This is a genomic window from Nocardioides zeae, assembly GCF_030818655.1.
In the GTDB taxonomy this organism is placed as follows: Bacteria; Actinomycetota; Actinomycetes; order Propionibacteriales; family Nocardioidaceae; genus Nocardioides; species Nocardioides zeae_A.
The window spans coordinates 2,976,032-2,998,770 of the sequence record NZ_JAUTAN010000001.1; the positions used below are offsets into that span (position 1 = coordinate 2,976,032).

Annotated in this window: 25 protein-coding genes; 8 read left to right on the forward strand and 17 right to left on the reverse strand. The window is 74.4% G+C overall.

Annotated features, from left to right (window positions below; genetic code table 11):
- Positions 1-8 precede the first annotated feature (8 nt).
- The 7 genes from QE405_RS14115 to QE405_RS14145 form a co-directional block, all read right to left on the reverse strand.
- On the reverse strand, positions 9-1,724 hold the full coding sequence (locus QE405_RS14115) for a bifunctional uroporphyrinogen-III C-methyltransferase/uroporphyrinogen-III synthase (protein ID WP_307201756.1): 1,716 nt from the start codon (positions 1,722-1,724) through the stop codon (positions 9-11).
- Positions 1,721-2,683 carry a hydroxymethylbilane synthase gene (gene hemC / locus QE405_RS14120; protein WP_307201758.1) on the reverse strand — a complete coding sequence of 321 codons (963 nt, stop codon included), beginning with the start codon at positions 2,681-2,683 and terminating at the stop codon, positions 1,721-1,723. Before hemC ends, QE405_RS14115 begins: the two co-directional genes overlap by 4 nt.
- Positions 2,680-3,984 (reverse strand): glutamyl-tRNA reductase, encoded by a 1,305-nt coding sequence (locus tag QE405_RS14125; protein ID WP_307201760.1) that lies wholly within the window; start codon positions 3,982-3,984, stop codon positions 2,680-2,682. The genes hemC and QE405_RS14125 overlap by 4 nt, the downstream gene beginning before the upstream one ends.
- Positions 3,981-4,694, reverse strand: a complete 714-nt coding sequence (locus QE405_RS14130; protein WP_307201762.1) for a redox-sensing transcriptional repressor Rex — start codon at positions 4,692-4,694, stop codon at positions 3,981-3,983. The genes QE405_RS14125 and QE405_RS14130 overlap by 4 nt, the downstream gene beginning before the upstream one ends.
- Before the next feature lie 121 nt (positions 4,695-4,815).
- Complete coding sequence (locus tag QE405_RS14135; RefSeq protein WP_307201765.1) at positions 4,816-5,220, reverse strand: GtrA family protein; 405 nt, start codon at positions 5,218-5,220, stop codon at positions 4,816-4,818.
- On the reverse strand, positions 5,217-6,242 hold the full coding sequence (locus QE405_RS14140; protein ID WP_307201767.1) for a glycosyltransferase family 2 protein: 1,026 nt from the start codon (positions 6,240-6,242) through the stop codon (positions 5,217-5,219). The genes QE405_RS14135 and QE405_RS14140 overlap by 4 nt, the downstream gene beginning before the upstream one ends.
- Positions 6,243-6,314: 72 nt before the next feature.
- Complete coding sequence (locus QE405_RS14145; RefSeq protein WP_307201769.1) at positions 6,315-6,578, reverse strand: glutaredoxin family protein; 264 nt, start codon at positions 6,576-6,578, stop codon at positions 6,315-6,317.
- Positions 6,579-6,602: 24 nt separating this feature from the next.
- On the opposite strand from QE405_RS14145, the gene QE405_RS14150 reads away from it, so the two are divergent.
- The 3 genes from QE405_RS14150 (at position 6,603) to QE405_RS14160 (ending at position 9,815) form a co-directional block, all read left to right on the forward strand.
- Positions 6,603-7,526, forward strand: coding sequence for an HAD family hydrolase (locus tag QE405_RS14150; RefSeq protein WP_307201770.1), 924 nt, complete (start codon positions 6,603-6,605; stop codon positions 7,524-7,526).
- Positions 7,527-7,714: 188 nt separating this feature from the next.
- Positions 7,715-8,518, forward strand: a complete 804-nt coding sequence (locus tag QE405_RS14155; RefSeq protein ID WP_307201772.1) for a sigma-70 family RNA polymerase sigma factor — start codon at positions 7,715-7,717, stop codon at positions 8,516-8,518.
- 97 nt (positions 8,519-8,615) lie between these two features.
- On the forward strand, positions 8,616-9,815 hold the full coding sequence (locus tag QE405_RS14160) for a DUF5667 domain-containing protein (protein WP_307201774.1): 1,200 nt from the start codon (positions 8,616-8,618) through the stop codon (positions 9,813-9,815).
- A gap of 408 nt (positions 9,816-10,223) precedes the next feature.
- Here QE405_RS14160 and QE405_RS14165 read toward each other — a convergent pair whose 3' ends face one another.
- From QE405_RS14165 to QE405_RS14180, 4 genes are all read right to left on the reverse strand, one after another.
- Positions 10,224-11,348, reverse strand: coding sequence for a lysophospholipid acyltransferase family protein (locus QE405_RS14165; RefSeq protein WP_307201776.1), 1,125 nt, complete (start codon positions 11,346-11,348; stop codon positions 10,224-10,226).
- Complete coding sequence (locus QE405_RS14170; RefSeq protein ID WP_307201778.1) at positions 11,341-12,423, reverse strand: NAD-dependent epimerase/dehydratase family protein; 1,083 nt, start codon at positions 12,421-12,423, stop codon at positions 11,341-11,343. The genes QE405_RS14165 and QE405_RS14170 overlap by 8 nt, the downstream gene beginning before the upstream one ends.
- A 26-nt stretch (positions 12,424-12,449) precedes the next feature.
- On the reverse strand, positions 12,450-12,551 hold the full coding sequence (locus QE405_RS14175; protein ID WP_008356322.1) for a 30S ribosomal protein bS22: 102 nt from the start codon (positions 12,549-12,551) through the stop codon (positions 12,450-12,452).
- 125 nt (positions 12,552-12,676) lie between these two features.
- On the reverse strand, positions 12,677-12,889 hold the full coding sequence (locus QE405_RS14180; RefSeq protein WP_307201841.1) for a helix-turn-helix domain-containing protein: 213 nt from the start codon (positions 12,887-12,889) through the stop codon (positions 12,677-12,679).
- A 237-nt stretch (positions 12,890-13,126) separates the two neighbouring features.
- Between QE405_RS14180 and QE405_RS14185 the strand changes: the two genes are divergently transcribed.
- Entirely contained in the window at positions 13,127-13,831 is a 705-nt protein-coding gene (locus QE405_RS14185; protein WP_307201843.1) for an HAD family hydrolase, read from the forward strand.
- Positions 13,832-13,854: 23 nt separating this feature from the next.
- Here QE405_RS14185 and proC read toward each other — a convergent pair whose 3' ends face one another.
- From proC to QE405_RS14205, 4 genes are read right to left on the reverse strand one after another with little or no spacing between them, the layout of a single operon-like run.
- Positions 13,855-14,667 (reverse strand): pyrroline-5-carboxylate reductase, encoded by an 813-nt coding sequence (gene proC, locus QE405_RS14190; protein WP_307201845.1) that lies wholly within the window; start codon positions 14,665-14,667, stop codon positions 13,855-13,857.
- Positions 14,668-14,704: 37 nt separating this feature from the next.
- Positions 14,705-15,637, reverse strand: a complete 933-nt coding sequence (locus QE405_RS14195) for a proline dehydrogenase family protein (protein WP_307201848.1) — start codon at positions 15,635-15,637, stop codon at positions 14,705-14,707.
- Between the two features lie 56 nt (positions 15,638-15,693).
- Positions 15,694-16,491, reverse strand: a complete 798-nt coding sequence (locus tag QE405_RS14200; protein WP_307201850.1) for a sugar phosphate isomerase/epimerase family protein — start codon at positions 16,489-16,491, stop codon at positions 15,694-15,696.
- A gap of 28 nt (positions 16,492-16,519) precedes the next feature.
- Positions 16,520-17,455: a Ppx/GppA phosphatase family protein gene (locus tag QE405_RS14205; protein WP_307201852.1), complete on the reverse strand. Its 936-nt coding sequence runs from the start codon at positions 17,453-17,455 to the stop codon at positions 16,520-16,522.
- A 57-nt stretch (positions 17,456-17,512) separates the two neighbouring features.
- Here QE405_RS14205 and QE405_RS14210 point away from each other — a divergent pair, with 57 nt between their 5' ends.
- The 3 genes from QE405_RS14210 (at position 17,513) to QE405_RS14220 (ending at position 19,761) form a co-directional block, all read left to right on the forward strand.
- Complete coding sequence (locus QE405_RS14210; protein ID WP_307201854.1) at positions 17,513-18,298, forward strand: hypothetical protein; 786 nt, start codon at positions 17,513-17,515, stop codon at positions 18,296-18,298.
- A gap of 78 nt (positions 18,299-18,376) precedes the next feature.
- Positions 18,377-19,015 carry a VOC family protein gene (locus tag QE405_RS14215; protein WP_307201856.1) on the forward strand — a complete coding sequence of 213 codons (639 nt, stop codon included), beginning with the start codon at positions 18,377-18,379 and terminating at the stop codon, positions 19,013-19,015.
- A gap of 14 nt (positions 19,016-19,029) precedes the next feature.
- The gene (locus QE405_RS14220; RefSeq protein ID WP_307201858.1) at positions 19,030-19,761 is read left to right on the forward strand and encodes a class I SAM-dependent methyltransferase; all 732 of its coding nucleotides are present in this window, start codon (positions 19,030-19,032) and stop codon (positions 19,759-19,761) included.
- Positions 19,762-19,788: 27 nt separating this feature from the next.
- Here the strand turns inward: QE405_RS14220 and QE405_RS14225 are convergent, their stop codons facing one another.
- Complete coding sequence (locus QE405_RS14225; protein WP_307201861.1) at positions 19,789-20,832, reverse strand: LacI family DNA-binding transcriptional regulator; 1,044 nt, start codon at positions 20,830-20,832, stop codon at positions 19,789-19,791.
- 229 nt (positions 20,833-21,061) lie between these two features.
- On the opposite strand from QE405_RS14225, the gene radA reads away from it, so the two are divergent.
- Positions 21,062-22,387, forward strand: coding sequence for a DNA repair protein RadA (gene radA, locus QE405_RS14230; protein WP_373459467.1), 1,326 nt, complete (start codon positions 21,062-21,064; stop codon positions 22,385-22,387).
- Positions 22,388-22,429: 42 nt separating this feature from the next.
- Here radA and QE405_RS14235 read toward each other — a convergent pair whose 3' ends face one another.
- Positions 22,430-22,732: a MoaD/ThiS family protein gene (locus tag QE405_RS14235; protein WP_307201864.1), complete on the reverse strand. Its 303-nt coding sequence runs from the start codon at positions 22,730-22,732 to the stop codon at positions 22,430-22,432.
- Between the last annotated feature and the right edge of the window lie 7 nt (positions 22,733-22,739).

The window sequence follows — 22,739 nt, forward strand, 5'->3', positions numbered from 1 at the left end:
CGGCCCGGTCAGTTCGAGACCTTGCGGCGCGACGCGGTCTTGCGGTCCGACGGCTTGGTCACCGGCTGGCCCGACTCGACCAGCGCCAGGCGACGGGCCGCACCGAAGTCGGCGAGCGCGTCGGCCAGCACCTCGGCAGACGGCGACGGCGCCATGACGTCGACCCGCAGGCCGTGCTCCTCGGCGGTCTTCGCCGTCGCCGGCCCGATGACGGCGATGACCGTCGACGGGTGCGGCTTGCCCGCGATGCCGACGAGGTTGCGGACCGTCGAGGACGACGTGAAGACGACGGCGTCGAACTTGCCGGTCTTGATGGCGTCGCGGACGGGCGCGGCCGGCGGCGCGGCGCGCACCGTGCGGTAGGCCGTCACGTCGTCGCACTCCCAGCCCAGGTCGATGAGGCCCGCGACCAGGTTCTCGGTCGCGATGTCGGCCCGCGGCAGGAAGACCCGGTTGATGGGGTCGAGCACCTCGTCGTACTCCGGCCACACCTCGAGCAGGCCGGCGGCGGACTGCTCGCCCGTCGGCACCAGGTCGGCGCGCAGGCCCCAGGCGCCGATCGCCTCGGCGGTCTTGTCGCCCACCGCCGCGATCTTCAGGCCGGAGAACGCGCGGGCGTCGAGGCCGTACTCCTCGAACTTCTCGCGGACGGCGCGCACCGCGTTGGCCGAGGTGAAGGCGATCCACTCGTAGCGGCCCTCGACGAGGCCGCGGACGGCCTTGTCCATCTGCTGCGGGTTGCGAGGCGGCTCGACCGAGATGGTCGGCACCTCCTCCGGCACACCGCCGTAGCCGCGCAGGCGCGCCGACAGCGGACCCGCCTGGTCCTTGGTGCGCGGCACCAGCACGCGCCAGCCGAAGAGCGGCTTGGTCTCGAACCACGACAGCGTCTCGCGCAGGTCGACGACGTCGCCGACCACCGTGACGGCCGGCGGCTGGATCTTCGCCGCGCGGGCGTCGGCGGCGATGTTCTCGAGCGTCGAGGTCACCGTGAGCTGCTCGGTCGTCGTGCCCACGCGGGTCATCGCGACCGGCGTCGACGCCGGTCGGCCGGCGGCGACGAGCGCGGAGGCGACGTCGGCGATCGGACCGACCGAGCTCAGCAGCACGAGGGTGCGACCGTCGGCGTACTGGCTCCAGTCCACCTTGTCGGTGCACGACACCACGGTCACCTCGCGGTGGCTGCGGGTGGTGAGGGGGATGCCGGCGTAGGCCGGGACCGCCGTCGCGGCGGAGACGCCGGGGACGATCTCGAACCCGATGCCCGCCTTGACGCAGGCCTGCGCCTCCTCGGGGCCGGACGCGTAGAGGAACGGGTCGCCCGTCATGAGCCGCACGACGTGCTTGCCCGCCTTGGCGGGCTTGAGCAGCACCTTGGCGCGGGCGGCGTGGGTGAGCGGCTGGCCGTCGTCGCCGAACCCGCCGTCGAGGAAGACCGGGCCCTCGTCGACGACCGTCTCGTTGCCGTCCTCGTCGGTGACGACGGTCGGGGTCGGGATGCCCAGCACCGAGCGCACGAGGACCTCGTGGTCGGGGGCCTCGGTGACCACCACGTCGGCGGCGCGGAGGAGGTCCAGCGCGCGGACGGTCAACAGGCCCGGGTCACCGGGGCCGCTGCCGACGAACGACACCCAGCCCCCGTCGGGCGTGCCGGTCGCCGCGGCCGGCGAGCCGCCCGGCGTGGCGGTGGTGCGGTCGTCGGTCCCTGCGGTACGTCGCGTCATGCGTGCTGCTCTCCCACTCGGTCGGGACCCCCTGGCTGAGGGCCTTCCATCAGATCGGCGGCACCGTCGGCCAGCATCTCCTGGCCGAGGCGGCTCCCGACGCCGAAGGCGTCGCCGGGGGAGCCGGTGGCGGACATCCGGATGCTCAGGGCGCCGTCCAGGGACAGCACCACCGCACGCACCCAGAGCTCCTCGCCGTCGTCGCCCTCGACGACCTCGCCCAGGGCGCCCACGGGCGCGGAGCAGCCGGCCTCGAGCGTCGCCAGCACGGCACGCTCGGCGGTGACGGCCGCCCGGGTGGCAGGGTCGTCGAGCACCGACAGCGCCTCGACGAGCGAGACGTCGGCGGCGCGGCACTCGACGGCGAGCGCTCCCTGGCCGGGGGCCGGGAGCATCTGGAACGGGTCGATCACCTCGGTGACCTCGTCGACGCGGCCGAGCCGCGCGAGACCGGCGCGGGCCAGCAGCACCGCGTCGACCTCGCCGGCGGCGATCTTGCCGATGCGCGTGTCGACGTTGCCGCGGATCGGCACGATCTCGAGACCGAGCCCCAGCGCGGCCAGCTGGGCGGCGCGGCGCGGCGAGCCCGTGCCGACGCGGCTGCCGACCGGCAGCTCGCCCAGCGTGAGGCCGTCGCGGGCGACCACGACGTCCCGCGAGTCCTCGCGGGGCGGGACCGCGGCGAGCGCGATGCCCTCGGCCGGGGTCGTCGGCAGGTCCTTGAGCGAGTGCACGGCGAGGTCGACCTCGCCGGCGAGCAGGGCGTCGCGCAGGGCGCTCACGAACACGCCCGTGCCGCCGATCTGCGCGAGCGGGGCGCGGGAGACGTCGCCGTGGGTCGTCACCTCGACGAGCTCGACCTCGCGGCCGAGCCGCGCGCGCAGCGCGTCGGCGACGTGGCCGGACTGGGTCGTGGCGAGCGCCGAGGCACGCGTGCCGAGACGGAGCGGGGCGGTCACGGGCGGCCTCCCGGACGGGTCACGGCGTCGACGGCCTCGGGGTCGAGGGCGAAGAGCTCGGCCAGCGCCGCGGCGTAGGACACCGCACCCTGCTCGTTGGCGAGCTGCTTGACGCGGACGGTCGGCTGGTGGAGGAGCTTGTCGGCCACGCGCCGCACGGTGTGCAGCACCTCGGCACGGGCGACGGGGTCGAGGTCGGGCAGGCGGCCGTCGAGGCGCGCCATCTCGTTGTCGACCACCGTCGTCGCCATCGTGCGCAGGGCGACCACGGTCGGCGTGACGCTGGCCTGGCGGCGCGCGGTCGTGAACGCGGCGATCTCCTGCGTCACGATCTCCCGGACGGCGTCGATGCCCGGCGCCACCTCGGCGACCCGCAGCTCCTCGGCGAGGCGCGACAGCCCGAGGAGCTGCACGCCGGGCAGGTGCTCGACGGCGGGCTCCACGTCGTGGGGCAGGGCGAGGTCGACGACGGAGAGCGGGCTCGTCGGGTCGGCCTGGCCGCTGCGGGCCCGGGCGAGGAGCTCCCGGGTCACGACCGTGCCGGTGGCGCCGGTGCAGGAGACGACCACCTCGGCGCCGATCAGCTCGCGCTCGAGGTCGGCGAGCAGGGCTGCGCGGGCGCCGTACTCCCCCGCGAGCCGCTGCGCGGCATCCGCGCTGCGGTTGACGACGACGATCTCGCCGACGCCGGCGCGGGCGAGGGTCGCGACCGCCAGCGAGGCCATCGACCCGGCGCCCACGACGACCGCCTTCGCCCCGGTCAGTCCGCCCACGTGGGGGGCGGCGAGCTCGAGGGACGCGGCGACGAGGGACGGCGCCGCGCGGTCGATCTCGGTCTCCGCGTGGGCGCGCTTGCCGACCCGGAGCGCCTGCTGGAAGAGCACGTTGAGGGCGGGGCCCACGGTGCCGAGCTCCTGGCCGAGGCGCAGGGCCTCCCGCGCCTGGCCCAGGATCTGGCCCTCGCCGACCACCATGGAGTCGAGGCCGGCGGTGACCCGGAAGAGGTGGGAGACAGCGGCGTCGTCGTAGTGCACGTAGAGGTGGGGGAGCATCGCCTCGGTGCTCGCGCCGCCGCGCTCGATCAGCAGCCGCGAGATCGTCTCGATGCTGCCGTGGAACCGCTCGACCTCGGTGTAGACCTCGAGGCGGTTGCACGTCGAGATGACCGTGGCCTCGGTGACGTGCTCGGCGCCCGCGACGTCGGCGACGAGCTTCTGGGCCCCCTCGGCGTCGAGCGCGAGCCGCTCGAGCACCGTCACCGGAGCGGAGTGGTGGGACACCCCCACGACCAGGACGCTCATCGGACCTCCTCCCGGCCACCGACACCGGTGGCCACCGGCTCCCCGTCCGCGAGGTAGGACGGCGAGCGACGCTGCTCGTGGAAGGCGAGGATCTGCAGCTCGGTCGACAGGTCGACCTTGCGCACCTCCACGCCCTCGGGGACCGACAGGACCGTCGGTGCGAAGTTGAGGATCGCGGTGACCCCGGCCGCCACGAGGCGGTCGGCCACCTCCTGCGCGGCCGAGGCCGGCAGGGCGAGCACGCCGATGGCGACGTCGAGGTCGGCCACGACCCGCTCGAGGTCGTGCACGGGACGCACGGCGACGCCGCCGACGACGGTGCCGTGCAGCCGCTCGTCGGCATCGAGGAGGGCCACGACGCGGAAGCCGCGGGTGCGGAAGCCGGCGTAGTTCGCGAGGGCCTGCCCCAGGTTGCCGAGGCCGACGACCACGACGTTGCGGTCGGTGGTGAGGCCGATCTCGCGGGCGATCTGGTAGCGCAGGTGCTCCACGTCGTACCCGACGCCGCGCGTGCCGTAGGACCCCAGGTGGGACAGGTCCTTGCGCAGCATCGCGGAATTGACGCCCGCCGCCACCGCGAGCGCCTCGCTCGAGCAGGTGGAGGTGCCCTCGTCGGAGAGCAGGGTGAGCGCACGGAGATAGAGGGGCAGCCGCGCGACGGTGGCCTCCGGGATGCCCCGGGGGCTCTCGGCCTGGGTCCGTGCAGTCAACGTGTCTCGTCTCCAGCCGCGCGCGAGCACCTACTCGGACTTTCGGGCGCCTCGGGGGTTGGCGAGCGGCCCGCTCACTGTAGGTAGTCCGGCGCGGGAGAACAAAACGGGAGGGCAGGCCTCAGCGGCCGCCCCGGGGCCATACCACGAATCGGTAGGCGGCGAAATTGACGACGAGGCTGCAACCTATCGCAACGATCTTGGCGACCAGCAGGGGGTCGACCACCAGCAGCGCGGCGTGGATGAAGAGCGGCTGCAGCACCCACATCGTGGTACCCGTCGTGGCGAGGAAGAGGCCGGCCTGGCGCCACGTCAGCCGCCCCGCCGAGAACGTGAACAGCCCGTTGACGACGAAGCTGCACGTCATGCCGGCGCTGGTCGAGACCAGGTTCGCGAGCACGATCCCGAGCGAGGCGTGCAGCAGCAGGAAGAGCCCGACGTCGACGGCCGTGTTGAGCACCCCGACCCCCGCGAACCGGACGGCGGGCGCCAGGGCCGCGGGGCGGCGTACGACGGGGGCCGTCATCCCCGCGGGCCGGCGGTGCCGGGCGTGCCGGGGGCGCCGCGGCGGCCCCGCGCGGCGAGGGCGAGCGAGTAGAGCGGGCGGTCCTGGGTCTCGACGTAGACGCGGCCGAGGTAGGAGCCGATCACGCCCATCATGATCAGCTGCAGCCCCGAGAGCAGGAACATGCCGACACCGAGGAACGCCCAGCCCGGCACCGCCTGCTCCGGCGTGAAGACCCGCACCGAGAACACGTAGACCGCCAGGAGCACGCTGATCGCGGAGATGACGAAGCCGAGCTTGCTGATCATCCGCAGCGGCGCCGTCGAGAAGCCGAGCAGTCCGTGGGAGGCGAAGGAGAGCATGGTGCGCAGGTCGTAGCCCGACGCGCCCGCGTGGCGCTCGTCCCGGTCGAACAGCACGGCCTCCTGCCGGAACCCGACATGGGCCACGATGCCGCGCAGGAAGCGGCCGTGCTCGCGGTAGCGCCCGACCTCGGCGACCACGCGGGCGTCCATGAGGCGGAAGTCGCCCACCTCCCGGGGGATCTCCACGTCGGCGAGGCGCGCCAGGACCCGGTAGAACAGGCTGGCGGTCGCGCGCTTGAACAACGTGTCCTGCCGGGTGCGCCGCTGCGCGTAGGCGACGTCGACCCCGGTCTCCCAGAGCGCGATGAGCTCGAGGCTGACGCGGGGCGGGTCCTGGAGGTCGGTGTCCATCACCACCACGGCGTCCGCGTCGCCGGCCGCGTCGAGCCCGGCGGTCAGCGCCACCTGGTGCCCGAAGTTGCGCGACAGGGCGAGCACCGTCACCCGGTCGTCGTCCGCCCGCAGCGCCAGCAGCTGCTCGAGGGAGTCGTCGCGGCTGCCGTCGTCGACGTAGAGGAACTCGAAGTCCAGGTCGGGCCGCTGCGCCGTCGCCGCCAGCAGCGCGGCGTGGAAGGCGGGCAGGTTGCGCCCCTCGTCGTACACCGGCAACACGTAGGCGACCCGGCGACGCACCTGTCCGTCAGCGGGTACGGCGCTGGTCGCGGCGGGCTCGGGCACGAACCGGGAGTCTACGGAGCGCAGCCGTGCGCGGGCTGTGGCGCGGCTGGGTGGCGGCTGGGTGGCCGACCGTCAGGACAGCGCGGCGCGCAGCCGGTCGGGGTCCACGCGCCAGAAGTCGTGCTGGCGTCCGTCGACGAAGGTCACCGGGATCTCGTCGAGGTCGACGTGGGCCGCGGCCTCGTCGTCCTCGTCGACGTCCACCTCGCGGAACGACTCCCCCAGCTCGGCGCACACGGTGGCGACCACAGCGCGGGCCACCTCGCAGAGGTGGCAGCCCTCGCGGCCGAACAGCACGACCCGCGGCTCGCGCGGCGCTTCCGGTGGCAGGGTCACGCTCCTCATCCTAGGCTCGGCCCCGTGGCCGACCCCGAGCACGAGACCGCCGACGACCGTCCGCGCTCGCACGCCGCGGCGGCCCGGCGCACCGACCTGAAGCGCCGCTCCCGCCTCGCGGGCGAGGCGTCGGCGGCCGCGGCCGAGGTGGAGAGCGCGCTCGACGTGCCCCGCGACGCGACCTCGGCCGCCTTCTTCGACGTGGACAACACGCTCATGCAGGGGGCGAGCATCTTCCACCTGGCGAAGGGGCTCTACCGCCGCGAGTTCTTCACGACCCGCGAGATCGCCGGCGCGGTCTGGAAGCAGGCCTACTTCCGCGTGGTCGGCGTCGAGGACCCGGAGCACGTGGCGGAGGCGCGCAGCTCCGCGCTCGGCTTCATCGCGGGCCACACCGTCGGCGAGCTGGAGTCGCTGGCGGAGGAGATCTTCGACGAGGCGATGGCGATGCGGATCTGGCCGGGCACCCGGGCGCTCGCGCAGCTGCACCTCGACCGGGGGCAGCGGGTGTGGCTCGTGACGGCGGCGCCGGTCGAGATCGCGACGATCATCGCGCGCCGCCTCGGGCTCACCGGCGCGCTCGGCACCGTCGCCGAGCACGACGACGACGGGGTCTACACGGGCCGTCTCGTGGGCGAGATGCTCCACGGCCCGGCGAAGAAGGAGGCCGTCAAGGCGCTCGCCGCGCGGGAGGGCCTCGACCTCGAGCGGTGTTCGGCCTACTCCGACTCCGTCAACGACCTCCCCCTCCTCGGCCTCGTCGGCGACCCCTGCGCGATCAACCCCGACGCCCGGCTGCGCGCGCACGCCCGTGAGCAGGGCTGGCGCGTGCGGGACTACCGCACGGGGCGCAAGGCCGCCCGCCTGGGCCTGCTCACGGGCGCGGCCGTGGGGGCCGCCGCCGGTGCCGTGGCGGCCGGTACGGCGCTCCGCTCCGCCCGGCGCTGAGCCCCGGCACGCACTCCTCCCGTGCGTACCTACCGACCGGTATCCCGCGCCCCCACTGGACGATGGAAGTCGGTGCTGCGTTCTCCTCGGGTCCGCGAGGGATTTGCCGATTGCGGTTCCCAAGACCACGGACGCGGCCTAACCTTGGCCGACGTCCCCCTGGGGAGAGGGGCGGGGAGGGCATCACCATGGGCAGTGCAGCGCGCCACGCACGCGCGGTCGAGCGAGGTCTCGACGTGCTGCGTGCCCTCGTGCTCGAGGCCCTCGCGCCGGCGGCGGTCGCGACCGCCGGAGGCCCCCTGACGGTCCTCCACCAGGACGTGGTCGGCAGCGCCCGGGCCTCGGCACCCCACACCACGGCGGGAGGCGGCGGCGGGGGCGAGCCCGGCGGGGACGGCAGCACCGAGGCCCACTCGGCGGAGGAGCGTCCGGAGGACCGGGAGCGCCTCATCGCCCTCGTCGACCTGGCCCGCGGCGGCGACCGCGAGGCGTTCGGGCTGCTCTACGACCACTACCACGCCGCGGTCTACCGGTTCCTCTACTACCGCACCCGCTCCGTCACGCTGGCCGAGGACCTGACGTCGGAGACCTTCTTCCGCGCCCTGCGCCGGATGAGCGACTTCCGCTGGCAGGGCAAGGACTTCGGTGCGTGGCTCATGACCATCGCGCGCAACCTCACGACCGACCACTTCAAGGCCGGGCGCACCCGCCTCGAGCACACCGTCGAGGACATGGGGCTGCACGACGACGGGCACGACGACGGCCCCGAGTCGACGGTGCTCTCGGCCATCACGAACGAGCTGCTGATGGAGGCCCTCACGCAGCTCCCGGCGGAGCAGCAGGACTGCCTCGTCATGCGCTTCCTGCAGGGGATGAGCATCGCCGAGACGGCCGCGGTGCTCGAGCGCAGCGAGGGCGCGGTCAAGCAGCTCCAGCTGCGCGGCGTGCGCAACCTGGCGAAGCTGATGCCCGAGGGGATGCGGGACTCGTGAGCCGCCGTAACCTCGCGACCTCCGCCCTCGTTGAGCGGGACAGTGCACCTGTCCGGCCCTCCCTCGGGCAGGGCCACCGACCGATGAGGATGCCCGCATGATGTCCCTCCCGACGGCGCGTCGCCGTGCCGAGGAGCTCGACGCAGCGGTCTCCGGGTCGGCGCGCGACGCCTCCGCGCCGAGCGCCGACCTCGAGCCGCTGCTCGACGTCGTCGCCCAGCTCCGCGCCGAGGGGGCCGCGTCCGTCCCCGCCCCGCGGGCCGACTTCGCCGCCGATCTCCGCGGTCGCCTCATGACCGAGGCCGCCACCGTGCTCGTCGCCCCCGACCCGGCGACCGACGAGCTGCTTACCCTCCGCCGTTCGCCCCACGCGCCCCGCCGCCAGCGCCGCGTGACCGCCGTCGCCGCCGTCCTCGTGGTGGCCGGCGGGTCCAGCACGATGGCGTACGCCGCGCAGGGCGCCCTCCCCGGCGACTCGCTCTACCCGGTCAAGCGCGCGCTCGAGGGTGCCCGCGGGTCGATCAGCCTCACCGACGAGTCGCGTGGCGCCCTGACGCTGCGGCACGCCGAGCAGCGGCTGGCCGAGGTGCAGGGCCTCGTCGAGCGGCACGACACCGCGAGCGACGCGCTCGTCTCCGACGCGCTCGCCACGTTCGTCGAGCAGTCCGACGAGGCCGCCGACCTCCTGCTCGCGGCCGGCGCCCAGGGCGACGACCGGTCGGTGACCGACCTCCGTGGCTTCGTCGCCGGGGCGGTCGCCACCCTGGCCGACCTCGAGCCGTCCCTGTCCGTCACCGACCAGGAGGGCCTGGCCACCGCGGTCGCCGCGCTCCGCGACATCGACGGCCGGGCCCTCGAGCTGTGCCCGACCTGCGGGTCGTCCTCCGCCGTCGAGCTGCCGTTCGCGCTGGCGAACGCCGCGTCGATGTTCGACGAGGGTCTCTTCGGCGAGGACGCGCCGGTCGTGCCCGACGTCGACGTCAGCGCCCTCCCGCCGGGCAGCGTCGCCGGTCCGCAGGACGACGGGACGTCCGTCGCCGCTCCCCCCGAGACCACGCCGCCGCCCGCGACCGGGGGCAGCGAGCAGCCGAGCACCCCGACGCCGGCACCGACCGCGACGCCGACCACGCCCACCGCCCCCACGACCCCCGACCCCGGCGCCGGGCTGCCCGGCACCAGCGGCGGCATCACCGGGACGACGGAGGGCATCACGGGCCTGACCGGGCCGCTCGCCGAGCCGCTCCGGGCGATCACCGAGACGCTCGACACCCTGCTCGGGCTCAAGTCGACGCCCTGATCCGGTTCGATCCCCGCCGGTCGTGGTGTGAGGCCACTGGTTTCCGGAGGGCTGGCACCACGACCAGCGTTCGATCCTGCGGACGTCATGCGCCGCGGTCGCCCCGGGCACCGGACCGCATGACGTCCGGAGGCGGGCGCTTCCGCCAGCCGGGTCGTGGTGCGAGGCCACCGGATTCCGCAGGCCTCGCACCACGACCGGCGAGGCCTCGCGACGGCACGCCACCCGAGGACCGGAACTGGGACGCTGGTACGCCGCCACCCCGGCCCCAGCCGCACCATCCGCACATTTCCACGCCGGCCCGGAGGAGGCCCGGCCCAGCCACGCCCCCAACCCTTCGCGGACGTCATGCGCCGTCGTCGCCCCGGGCACCGGACCGCATGACGTCCGGGGGCAGGGTCGGGCGATTCAGCCGAAGGCGCCGCCGCGGTCGATGAGCAACCGGTAGAGCGTGCTCTGGATGGTCTCGCGCACCTGGTCGGTCACGTCGAACACCAGCATGGGGTCGTCGGCGGCACCCGCGTCGTACTCGTCCGTGCGGATCGGCTCGCCGAACTCCATCAGCCACTTCGACGGCAGCGGCACGAGGCCCAGCGGGCCGAGCAGCGGGAACGTCGGGGTGATGGGGACGTAGGGCACGCCGAGCAGCCGCGCGAGGGAGGGCACGTTGCCGACGAGGGGATAGATCTCCTCCGCACCCACGACGGACAGCGGGACGATCGGCACCCCGGTGCGCACGGCCGCTCCCACGAAGCCGCCGCGGCCGAAGCGCTGCAGCTTGTAGCGCTCCGAGAACGGCTTGCCGATCCCCTTGAACCCCTCGGGCCAGACCCCGACGAGCTCGCCGGAGCGCAGCAGGCGCTCGGCGTCGGCGTTGCACGCCAGCGTCGTGCCCCCGCGGCGCGCGACCGTGCTGACGATCGGGAGCCGGAACACCAGGTCCGCCCCGAGCGGTCGCAGGAACCGGCCCGCGTGGTCGTGGACGGCGACCATCGTCATGAGGCCGTCCACGGGGACGGTGCCGGAGTGGTTGGAGACGACGAGCGCCCCGCCCGTGGCCGGCAGGTTCTCGATCCCGCGCACCTCGACGCGGAACCACTTCTCCGCGATGGGGCGCAGCGCGGCGAGGAAGAAGCGCTCGGTCAGCTCGGCGTCGAAGCCGAACTCGTCGATGACGTAGTCCCCCGTCACCCGTCGGCGGAGGAACGCCAGGAAGCGGGCGAGCTGCTGCTCGGCGTCGTCGCCGAACAGCTCCGCGGCGGCCTGCTGGAAGGCGGACAGCCAGTCACCGATCGGCACCCCCGCGAGGGGGCCCCGCTCCTGCGCCGTGGCGGGCGCGCGGCGCGGCTCGGCGGCCGCGTCCGGGGCCGCGGGTGCGGGCGGCTCCGCCGCGGACGTACGTCGGGGGGCTCCGTTGCCAGGACCGCTCCCGTTGCCGGCGAGGTCGCGCGCGGAGGTCGAGGGCCGGTTGCGGCCGCTGCCGCGTCCGGGACGACCGCGCGTGCCGATCGGGATGATGTCGGCGTCACCCACGCGGGCCTCCCGGTGCGACGAAGGGGCGCACGGAGCCCGCGTCGACGGCGACGGGCGCAGGACGCGGGGCGTCGGGCTCGGGCAGTCGCTCGGCGAGGAGGCCGAGGGCCTGCTGCGGAGCCGTGAAGGTGGGGGTCAGGTCGGCGGCGAAGTCGGCGAACGCCTCGGCCGTCGAGTAGCGGGGGGTGAACCCCAGCTCGGTGCGGGCCCGGGACGTGTCGACGCCGCGCCCGTAGGTGAGGAAGGCGACCAGCTCCGGCGACAGCTCGGCGAGGCGCACCCGGCGGACCAGCTGACCGAGGCCGCCGAGCGCGAACGGGGGCAGGGCCACGCTGGGACGCTGCATCCGCCGCACCGCCTGGTGCAGCGTGAGGATGCCGTCGCCGGCGACGTTGAACGTGCCCCCCACCTCGGCGTGCACCCCGTGCCGCAGCACCCCGACGAGGTCGTCCGCGTGGAGGAACTGCATGCGGGGGTCGAAGCCGAGCACGGTGGGCACGACCGGGAGCCGGAGGTACGACGTCATCGGGCTCGTCACCGTCGGGCCCAGCACGTTGGCGGCGCGCAGCATCAGCACGCGGACGTCGGGCCGCCGGCGGGCGAACCCGCGGACGTACCCCTCGACCTCCTGCGCGTCCTTGCCGTAGCCGCCGCGCGCGACCCGGGGCTCGACGTCCTCGGTGAACATCGCCGGGTCGCGGCTGGACGCGCCGTACACCGTCGTCGTCGACTTCACGACGAGGTGCCGGACGGTCTCCGACTTCTGGCACGCGGCGAGGAGCTGCATCGTGCCGATGACGTTGAGCTCCTTCATCGCGTTGCGACCCCCGGTGGTGCCGGGGGTCGCGATGACGCTCATGTGGACGACGGTGTCGACGTCCTCACGCGCGATGACCTTCGCGATGACGGGCGTGCGGATGTCCGCACGGACGAACGACACGGAACCGAGGTCCCCCCGCGGGGGGACGACGTCGACGCCGACGACGCGGTCGACGCCGGGGTCCGCGGCGAGCGCGTGCGCGACCCGCCGCCCGAGGTCACGAGAGACCCCGGTGACGAGAACGACCCGGCCCACCGCGACGCCTCAGTCCCGCATCGGCGTCACTTGCCGAGCTTGCGGCGCTGGACGCGCGTCTTCTTGAGCAGCTTGCGGTGCTTCTTCTTCGCCATGCGCTTGCGCCGCTTCTTGATGACAGAACCCACGAGTTACCTCTTCACGTGCCTACAGCGGAACCGCGCACCGAAGGACACGGGGCGGCCAGACGCTCAGCGTAGCCGCAGAGCGGTGGCGCACTGAAACCAGCGTCCCTCCCGGGCAGCGGCCGGGACTAGCCGGCGTTGTAGAAGCTGCGTCGCAGGTACTCGTCCACGTCGTCCTCGGACACCCGGAACGACCGGCCGACACGCACGGCGGGGAGGTCGCCGCCGTGCACCAGTCGGTACACCGTCATCTTGGAGACGCGCATGACCGCGGCGACCTCGGCGATGGTGAGGAAGCGGACTCCGGAGAGGTCGCCGGTCGGACCGTCGTGCTGGGGCATCAGGCACCGCTTTCGTGCCCACGCGCGCCGGACGGGCCGTCCGACCCACTGACGCATGGGGTTGGCGTGAGAATAGGGCCTCGTGTGACGGATGGGAAAGGGGTTGGATTCGCAAAATCTGGCGCTTGTCGGCGTGTCGCCTTGCGTTCACGCCGAGAACGCGAATGACAGCGGTGCAACTCGCGCCTTCGACGCCGGGATCCCGACCTGTCCGCGGTCGCTGGCACACTGCGGCGGGTGATCGCCCGACGCCCGCTCGCCGCCGTGCTGTTCGACCTCGACGACACCCTGGTCGACCACCGCGGAGCGGCCCGTGCGGGCCTCGAGCGGTGGGCGTCGAGCCACGGCGTGGCCGGCACCCCCGACGAGGTCGCGGAGCGCTGGAGCGCCCTCGAGGTGCGCTACTACGCGGCGTACCAGCAGCGGCGCCTGACCTTCGACGAGCAGCGCCGCGCGCGGGTGCGCGCGTTCCTCCCCCACCTCGACCTCCGCAGCGACGCGGCGGCGGACGACGCGTTCGCGGGCTACCTGGTGGGCTACCAGGCGGCCTGGCGGGCGTTCGGCGACGCCACGCGGGCGCTGCGCCGGGCGGCGGCCGCAGGACTCGCCGTCGGCGTGCTCACCAACGGCGACGCGGTGCGCCAGCGCCGGAAGGCCGAGGCGGTCGGCCTCGCCGGCCTGCTCGACGGCCTCGGCGCCCCCGTGCTCGCCTCGTCGAGCCTCCCCGCGGCCAAGCCGGACGCGCGGTCCTACGCCGCCGCGTGCGCCCGGCTCGGCGTCGCGCCCGCCGCGACGCTGATGGTCGGCGACTCGTTGGTCAACGACGTCCGCGGCGCGCTCGACGCCGGCCTCGCGGCGGTGCTGCTGGACCGGTACGACGAGCACCCCACCGCCGGCGTACGCCGCGTGCGGTCGCTCGACGAGCTCGAGTTCGCGGCGTAGGCCGTCGAGGCGCGGTCCCGGTCTCAGGCCCCCAGCGCGCGCGAGCGGTCGCGGGCGGCCTCCATGGCGGCGAGGAACGCGGCCCGGACCTTGTGGATCTCGAGCTCGCGCAGCGCGGCGGCCGTGGTGCCCGCGGGCGACGTGACCTGCTCGCGCAGCACCGTGGGGTGGGTGCCGGTCTCGCGCAGCATGGCGGCGGAGCCGACCAGGGTCTGCACGACGAGCTCCGTGGCCGTCGCGCGCGGCAGGCCGAGGTGCACGCCGGCCTCGATCATCGACTCGACGACGAAGAAGACGTAGGCGGGGCCGGATCCGGAGATGGCGGTCACGGCGTCCTGTTGCGCCTCGGGGATGCGCACCACCTTGCCGGTCGCGCTCAGCAGCGCCTCGACCTCGTCGAGGTGCTCGGCGGTCGCGTGGCGGCCGCCGGAGACGGCGTGCATGCCCTCGTCGACCAGCGCGGGGGTGTTGGGCATGACGCGCACGACGGCGACGCCGGCGGGCACCCGCTCCTCGACGTACGCCGTCGTGATGCCGGCGGCGAGGGAGACGACGAGCTGCCCGGGGCGGAGCTCCGGGGCGATCTGCTCGAGCACGGCCGCCATGTCCTGGGGCTTGACCACGAGGGCGACGGTGTCGGCGCGACGGGCGGCGTCGACGTTGTCGACGACCGCGACGCCGTAGCGGGCGGTGAGCTCCTCGGCGCGCTCCGGCCGCTTCTCCCCCACGACGAGCTCCTCCGGGCGGCGGCCCGCACGGACGAGGCCCGACAGGAGGGTCTCGCCCATGACGCCGGCACCGATGATGGCGGTCAGACGGGGGGTGGAGCTGCTCACGTGCTGCCTGCTTCCGGCTCGGGTGAGCCGGGACGGCTCACGACCTGGAGATCAACGACGTGAGGAAGAGTGACAGGTTCGCCGGTCGCTCCGCGAGCCGGCGGGTGAGGTAGCCGTACCAGTCGGTGCCGTAGGGCACGTAGACCCGCATGGTCTCGCCCGCCTCGGCGAGACGCCGCTGCTCGGCCGGGCGGATGCCGTAGAGCATCTGGAACTCGTAGGTGCCGGGGCCGCGACCGTGCCGGCTCGCCAGCGACGCCGCGATGCGGATGAGGCGCGGGTCGTGGGTCGCCACCATCGGGTAGCCCTGGCCGGCCATGAGGATCCGCAGGCTGCGCACGAAGGCCCGGTCGACGGCGGCGCCCTGGTGCGCGACGGTCGGCGGGGCGTCGTAGGCGCCCTTGCAGAGGCGCACGCGGGACCCCTCGTGCGCGAGGTCGCGGGCGTCCGCCTCGGTGCGGTGCAGGTAGGCCTGCAGCACGGCACCGACCTCGGGGTGCTCGCGGCGCAGCTCGTGCACGACGGTGAGCGTGTCGTCGATGATCTCGTGGTGCTCGGCGTCGACGGTGACCGTCGTGCCGACCGCGCGGGCGGCCTCGCAGATGCGGTGCGCGTTGGCGAGCGCGAGGTCGGTGCCGGCGTCCCCCAGGGAGAGGCCCACCGCGCTCAGCTTGAGCGACACCTCCGCGCGGCGCGCGAGCCCGTGGGCCGCCAGGTCGTCGAGGAGCGCGAGGTAGACCTTCGTCGTGTCCTCCGCCCGACCGGTGTCGGTCGTCAGCTCGCCCAGGTGGTCGATGGTGACCGCCAGGCCCTCGCCCACGAGGTCGGCCGTGACGCGCACGGCCTCGGCGGTGGACTCGCCCGCGACGTACCCCCGCACCACCGCCGCGGTCAGCGGCATCGTCATGAGCCCCCGCTTCACCTCCTCGCTGCGCGCCAGCGCGAGCAGGGGACGTCGCAGGAGGGACATGCGCTCCAACTTACCGGGCGTGATCCAGGCGACACCGCGGGCTGCGTCAGCCCGCGTCAGACCGCCGCGGGGCGCAGGTGCTCCCGCGCGAACGCGAGGGAGTCGGCGAGGTCGGCGCGGCGGGCGTCGGCCGTCTCCGCCTTGCGGGTGTTGATCTCGAGCACGACGTGGCCGTCGAACCCGGTGCGCACGAGGTGGCGCAGCAGGCGCTCCGGCTCCATGCGCCCGCGACCCGGCACGAGGTGCTCGTCCTTCGCCGAGCCGGTGCCGTCGGTGAGGTGCACGTGCCGCAGGCGCTCGCCGAGGCGCTCGGCCATCGCGACGGGGTCGGAGCCGGCGATGGCGGCGTGCGAGACGTCGATCGTCGTGTTGGCGTAGTTCTCGTCCGAGGGGTCCCAGCCCGGCACGTAGACCTCCATGCCCCGCGTCGAGCCCTTCCGGGGCGTGGCCTTCCACGGATACATGTTCTCGACGGCGAACGCGACGCCGCTCGACTCCTCGAGCGCGGCTATGCCGTTGACGAAGTCGCGGCCGTACTCCCGCTGCCACCGGAACGGCGGGTGCACCACCACCACGTCCGCCCCGAGGGCCTTCGCCATCTCGGCCGACCGCTCCAGCTTCCCCCACGGCTCGAGGCCCCAGACCGCCTGCGTGAACAGCAGGCAGGGGGCGTGCACCGCACACACCGGTACGTCGTGGTGCTGCGCCAGCTGCTCCACCGCGGCCACCTGCTGGCTGAGCGCGTCGATCCCGACCATCACCTCGACCGCGTCGTACCCGAGCTCGGCCGCGTAGGCGAACCCGTGCGCGGTCGACTCGGGGTAGACCGAGGAGGTGGACAGGCCGACGATCATCGAGCCGCTCCTAGGAGGGGGGTCGGGGTCAGCCCAGGACGCTGAGCTGGTCGAGCCTCTCCAGGATGACGCCCTCCCGAAGCGCCCACGGACAGATCTCCAGGCCCTCGAGCCCGAAGATGTCCATGACGGCGTCGGCGACGAGGGCGCCGGGCACGACCTGGTGCGTGCGGCTCGGCGAGACCCCGGGCAGCGCGGCGAGGGCCTCGTGGTCCATCACCATCAGCTTGGGGATCCACTCCCGCAGCTCGGCGGCGGGCAGCACCCGGGGCGCGAGCGGCCCCTCCGAGGAGCCGGGCGCACCGCAGATGCGGGCCAGGGAGCGGAACGTCTTCGAGGTGGCCACGGCCTTGTCGGGCGCGCCCGCGCGCAGCAGGTTGCCCGCGTCGCGGGCGATCTCGGCGCGGATCGTGCGGCGCAGGTCGCGCACGCGGTCCTCGTCGGGGACGCCGTCGGCGAACCAGGCGCGCGAGAGGCGGGCCGCACCGAGCGGCAGCGACCACGCGACGTCCGGGGCCTCGTTGGAGCCGCCCGCGATCTCGAGCGACCCCCCGCCGATGTCGAAGACGGCCAGCCGGCCCGCCGACCAGCCGAACCAGCGCCGTACGGACAGGAAGGTGAGGCGCGCCTCGTCCTCGCCCGAGAGCACCGTGAGCGGCACCCCGGTGCGGCCCTCCACCTCGGCGAGCACGGCGTCGGAGTTCGAGGCGTCGCGCACCGCGGAGGTCGCGAAGGCCAGCATGTCCTCGCAGCCCTTGTCCTCGGCCACGACCTTGGCCTGCTGCGCGAACGCCGCGAGGGCGTCGATGCCCGCCTGCGTGACCGCGCCGGAGGCGTCGAGGTGCTCGGCGAGGCGCAGCGGCTCCTTGTAGGAGGAGGCGGGCAGCGGCGCCGCCCCGCCGGCGGCGTCGACCACGAGCAGGTGACCCGTGTTCGAGCCGATGTCCAGCACTCCCAACCTCATGGGCAGAACCGTAGCGCCGCGCGGACGCCCCGGTGGCGTCGCCCGTAGGGTGGCCCGGTGCCCGACCCCTCCGGTCCCTCCCGCGAGGTCCCCCTCGACTTCCCCCGCGCCTGGGTGGAGTTCGGCGACCCCGCCGACGACGGCCAGGTCTTCCGCTGCGACCTCACGTGGTTGACCTCGGCCTACACGTGCATCTTCGGCGCGGGCTGCGCCGGGATCTACGCCTCCGCGCCGGACGTCGGCTGCTGCACGCTCGGTGCGCACTTCTCCGACCGTGACGACGAGCGCCGCGTCGCGGCGTACGTCGCCGAGCTCGGCCCCGAGGAGTGGCAGCACCGTCCCGACGTGGCGAGGGTGACCCGGAAGGACTGGGTGACCAAGGACGAGGACGGCGCCCGCAAGACGCTCACGATCGTCGTCGACGGGCAGGAGGCGTGCGTGTTCGCCAACCGCCCCGGGTTCGCCGGCGGCGAGGGCTGCGCGCTGCACGCGCTCGCGCTGCGGCAGGGCCGCAACCCGCTCGAGACGAAGCCCGACGTCTGCTGGCAGCTGCCCCTGCGGCGCACCTACCGCACCGTCGAGCGGCCCGACGGCACGTCGTACCTCGAGGTGTCGATCGGCGAGTACGACCGCCGCGGCTGGGGACCGGGCGGGCACGACCTCGACTGGTACTGCACCGGCAACCCCGTCGCCCACGTCGCGCCGGAGCCGCTCTACGTCACGAGCGAGGCCGAGCTGCGGGAGCTGATGGGGGACGCGGGGTACGCCGCGCTCGTCCGCCACTGCGAGGCGCACGTGCGCTCGCGGTCGGCCCTGGCGCTCCACCCCGCCGACCCCCGCTGAACCCTCCGACAAGTCTCGACGTCAAGACACCGGACCCCGGTTTCGCGGCGGCGCGGTGTGTCCCACAGAATCGTGGCCATGCGCCTCGACCACGTCTCGTACGCCGCCGGACCCGACGGACTGGCGGCGACCGCCGAGCGCATCGGGAAGCTGCTCGGCCGTGAGTTCACCGACGGCGGCATCCACCCCCGCTTCGGCACCCGCAACATGACGCTCGGCCTCGCCGGCGACACCTACATCGAGATCGTCGAGGTGCTCGACCACCCGGCGTCCGACAAGGCTCCCTTCGGCCAGGCGGTGCGGGCGCGGTCCGCGCTCGGCGGCGGGTGGCTCGGCTGGGTCGTCGCGGTCGGCGACCTCTCCCGCATCGAGCGCCGGCTCGGTCGCGAGGCGGTCAAGGGCAGCCGCCACCGGCCCGACGGCACCGAGCTCGTCTGGAAGCAGCTGGGCGTCAACGGCCTCATCGCCGACCCGCAGCTGCCGTTCTTCGTGCACTGGGACTCGCCCCGCGAGCTCCACCCGGGTGCCGGCGCCGACCAGGCGTTCTCGCTGGCCTGCCTCGAGATCGCCGGCGACCCGCACCGCGTGAGCGAGTGGCTGGGCGAGCCCATCGAGGAGCCCCTGGAGGACCTCAAGGTCGAGTGGGTCGCCCCGCACGGCACCCCCGGGCTGCTCGCCGTGCAGGTGCAGACGCCGGACGGCCTCGTCCGCATCTGAGCGGAGCACCGCTCGTGGCGAAGCTCCCGCCCGGGGCCCCTCGCGGCACCATCCCCAGTCCCAACATCTGGGAGCACACGGCCGCCTACGAGCTCGAGAACCGTGGCGTCGACCGCGACGGTCTGATCGAGCGCACCATGCGCGGGATCCACGACTGGTCCGGCGCCACGCTCCTCGACCTGGGCTGCGGGGCCGGCTTCCACCTGCCGCGCTGGGCCGGCGCGGACCCGAGCGGCGGACGGGCCGCCCGGGTCGTCGGCGTCGAGCCGCACCCCGCGCTGGCCGCGCTGGCCCGGCGGCGCGTGCGGAGCCTCGAGGGCGTGCGGGTCGAGGTGGGCTCCGCCCAGCAGGTCCCGCTGCCCGACGCCTCCGTCGACGTGGTCCACGCCCGGTGGGCCTACTTCTTCGGCCCGGGCTGCGAACCGGGCCTCGCGGAGCTCTCCCGCGTCGTACGGCGCGGGGGCACCGCCTTCGTCATCGACAACGACGGGTCGCGCTCGACCTTCGGGGCGTGGTTCCGGCGGGGGTACCCGCAGGTCGACCCGCCCGCCGTGATCGAGCGGTTCTGGGCCTCCCACGGGTGGAACCGCGAGCAGCTGGACATCGCCTGGGAGCACGACACCCGGGAGGACTTCGAGGCCGTCGTGCGCATCGAGTTCGACCCGCGCACCGCCGACGCGATCCTCGCGGAGCACCCGGGCACGTCCGTCGACTACGCCGTCAACCTGTGGTGGCGGCGGTTCTGACGCGCCGGGCCGTCCGGGGCCCCGCCCTCAGCGCTCGCTGCTGCCGCGCACCACGAGCGTCGGCTCGAGGAGGGTGCCCGACCCGAACACCTCGCGGTGCGTGAGCAGCTTGCCGAGCCGGTCCACCACCTGCACCGCCACCTCCTCGACGGGCTGACGCACCGAGGTGAGGCCCCCGGGCAGGAGCTGCGCGAAGGGCGAGTCGTCGAACCCGGTGACGGCGACGTCGCGGCCCGGTCGCAGCCCGCGCTCGTGGAGCTGGTGGAGCACCCCCGTCGCGAGCGTGTCCGACGCGCAGACGAAGGCGGTCGGCTGGGCCTCGTCGAGCAGCACCGCCGCCGCCTCGACGCCGCTGGTCACGCAGTCCTCGACGCGCGAGGCCAGGCCGGTCGTGCGCAGCCCGTGCCCGTGCATGGTGCGGGACCAGCCGGCGCGGCGGTCTTCGCCGATGGGCGAGTCCTTGCGCCAGCCGATCCAGGCGATGCGGGTGTGGCCCTGCGCCAGGAGGTGCGCGGTCGCCGCCGACGTCCCCGCCGCGCCGTCGACGTCGACCCAGGGGTGCAGCGCCGCGGGCGTCCAGGGTCGGCCGAAGGCGACGAACGGCACGCCGCCGTCCTCGAGGTAGGCCGCCTGCGGGCTGCCCTTGAAGGTGTCGGTGACGACGAAGGCGTCGACCGCGGTCGAGCGCACGAGGTCGTCGTAGCCCGACGACGGGTCCGCCGGGTCGTTCCCGTCGAACAGCAGCACGTGGTAGTCGGCCGCCCGCGTCGCCTGCACCAGCGCGTGGACGAACCGGTCGATGGTCGCGTTGGCCGTGTCCTCGGCGAAGGGCGTCAGCCGCAGGCCGATGAGCCGCGACGACTTCGTGCGGAGGTTCCGGGCGGCCCGGTTGGGCGTGTAGCCCAGGTGCGCGATCGCGGCCCGCACCCGCTCGAGGGTGTCCGCCCGCAGCAGCGAGGGGTTGTTGAGCGCGTTGGAGACGGTCTGCCGCGAGACGCCGGCCATCGCGGCGACGTCCGCCAGGGTGGGCAGGGACGTGGCGCCGTCCTGCACCCGCAGCTCGCGACCCATGCGTCCTCTTCCGTCCGCTCGCACTAGAACGTTCCAACGGTACGTCGGGGCGGCCCGGTCCGCACGGCAACCCCGGGTTGTGGACGACGGGGGGACCTGGGGACGAGCCGCGAGGAGTGTCGGCGGTCTCGTCTAGCGTCCTCGCCATGTCCCGCACCCCCCCTCGCGCTCGTCGCGACCGCGCACCGTCCACCGCTGCACCGAGTGCGGCTGGGAGACGGCGAAGTGGGTGGGGCGCTGCGGTGAGTGCCAGGCGTGGGGCACCGTCGAGGAGGTCGCGCCGGCGGCGGCGGGCACGACCGCCGTGGCGGGTCCGGTGTCGGCGCCGGCGGTGCCCATCGGCGAGGTGCGCACCGACACGGCCGCGTTCAGGTCGTCGGGCGTGCCCGAGCTCGACCGCGTGCTGGGCGGGGGCCTCGTGCCCGGCGCCGCGCTGCTGCTCGCCGGCGAGCCCGGGGTCGGGAAGTCGACGCTGCTGCTCGAGGTGGCGGCGCAGACCGCGCGGCTCAAGGCGCGCACGCTCTACGTCTCGGGCGAGGAGTCCGCGTCGCAGGTGCGCCTCCGCGCCGACCGCACCCACAACGTGACCGAGGAGCTCTACCTGGCGGCAGAGACCGATCTCGGCGCCGTCCTGGGCCACGTCGACGCGGTGAAGCCGACGTTGCTGGTCGTCGACTCCGTCCAGACGATCCAGGCCGCCGGCGTCGACGGCGTGCCCGGCGGCGTGACCCAGGTGAAGGAGGTCGCCGCCGCCCTCATCCGGATGGCCAAGACCCGCGGCATCACCACGGTCCTCGTCGGCCACGTGACGAAGGACGGGGCGATCGCCGGCCCCCGGGTGCTCGAGCACCTCGTCGACGTCGTGCTCCACTTCGAGGGCGACCGCGACTCGCGGCTGCGGATGGTGCGCGCGATGAAGAACCGCTACGGACCGGTCGACGAGGTGGGCTGCTTCGAGCTCGCGAGCGACGGCATCGTGGCCGTGTCCGACCCGACCGGCCTGTTCGTCGAGCACCACGAGCGGCAGGTCCCCGGCACGTGCGTGGCGGTCGCGATGGAGGGCCGCCGCCCCCTCCTCGCCGAGGTGCAGGCGCTCGTGACGCCGACCTCGGCCGACCGGCCGCGGCGCACCACGTCCGGGCTCGACGGTTCGCGCATCGCGATGGTCATCGCCGTCCTGGCGCAGCACTGCGGCATCCGGCTGCACAACATGGACGTCTTCGCCTCGACCGTGGGCGGGGCGCGCCTGCACGAGCCGGCCAGCGACCTCGCCGTGGCCGTCGCGCTCGCCTCCGCCACACAGGGTCGCGCCGCGCCGCTGGGCGTCGTGGCCATGGGCGAGATCGGGCTGGCGGGCGAGCTCCGGCGGGTGCGCGACCTCGACCAGCGGCTCGGCGAGGCCGCGCGCCTGGGCTTCCGGCTCGCGATCGTGCCGGGCCGCTCGCCCAACGGTCGGGCCCGCACCCCGGAGTCCTGGACCGTCGACGGCATGAAGGTGATCGACTCCAGCGACGTGCAGTCCGCGCTGCGCCTGCTCAACCTCCTCCCGGGCTGACCACCCGGCCGGGGTGGCCCCGCGGCGTACGGGGGGGTGGGCTCAGCCGCCCGCGAACGGCGGGAGGAACTGCACGACGCTGCCCGGGCTGACCACGACCTCGCCCGGATCGTCGGAGCTGACCGGTCGTTCGTCCACGAGCACCGAGCAGACCGCCAGCACGTCGCCGAGACGCGCCCCCGGGTGGAGCCCGAGCAGCCGTTGCTGCAGGTCAGCCAGGGTCACCGGGCCCTCCACCTCGAGCCGGTCGGCGTCGGTCCCCGCCGCCTGCTTCGCCGACGCCCAGTAGCGCGCCTCGATGACCTGCGTCTCACTTCGCGGGGATTCCGGTGGTGTGTCGCCCATGTTTCTG

Bases quoted from the DNA above. Each gene is read 5' to 3' on its own strand.
- QE405_RS14235 (WP_307201864.1), bottom strand. From the start codon at position 22,732: ATGGGCGACACACCACCGGAATCCCCGCGAAGTGAGACGCAGGTCATC.
- QE405_RS14160 (WP_307201774.1), top strand. From the start codon at position 8,616: ATGATGTCCCTCCCGACGGCGCGTCGCCGTGCCGAGGAGCTCGACGCA.
- QE405_RS14125 (WP_307201760.1), bottom strand. From the start codon at position 3,984: ATGAGCGTCCTGGTCGTGGGGGTGTCCCACCACTCCGCTCCGGTGACG.
- QE405_RS14215 (WP_307201856.1), top strand. From the start codon at position 18,377: ATGCGCCTCGACCACGTCTCGTACGCCGCCGGACCCGACGGACTGGCG.
- QE405_RS14200 (WP_307201850.1), bottom strand. From the start codon at position 16,491: ATGATCGTCGGCCTGTCCACCTCCTCGGTCTACCCCGAGTCGACCGCG.
- QE405_RS14115 (WP_307201756.1), bottom strand. From the start codon at position 1,724: ATGACGCGACGTACCGCAGGGACCGACGACCGCACCACCGCCACGCCG.
- QE405_RS14180 (WP_307201841.1), bottom strand. From the start codon at position 12,889: ATGCCCCAGCACGACGGTCCGACCGGCGACCTCTCCGGAGTCCGCTTC.
- QE405_RS14135 (WP_307201765.1), bottom strand. From the start codon at position 5,220: ATGACGGCCCCCGTCGTACGCCGCCCCGCGGCCCTGGCGCCCGCCGTC.
- QE405_RS14205 (WP_307201852.1), bottom strand. From the start codon at position 17,455: ATGAGGTTGGGAGTGCTGGACATCGGCTCGAACACGGGTCACCTGCTC.
- QE405_RS14225 (WP_307201861.1), bottom strand. From the start codon at position 20,832: ATGGGTCGCGAGCTGCGGGTGCAGGACGGCGCCACGTCCCTGCCCACC.
- QE405_RS14155 (WP_307201772.1), top strand. From the start codon at position 7,715: ATGGGCAGTGCAGCGCGCCACGCACGCGCGGTCGAGCGAGGTCTCGAC.
- QE405_RS14195 (WP_307201848.1), bottom strand. From the start codon at position 15,637: ATGTCCCTCCTGCGACGTCCCCTGCTCGCGCTGGCGCGCAGCGAGGAG.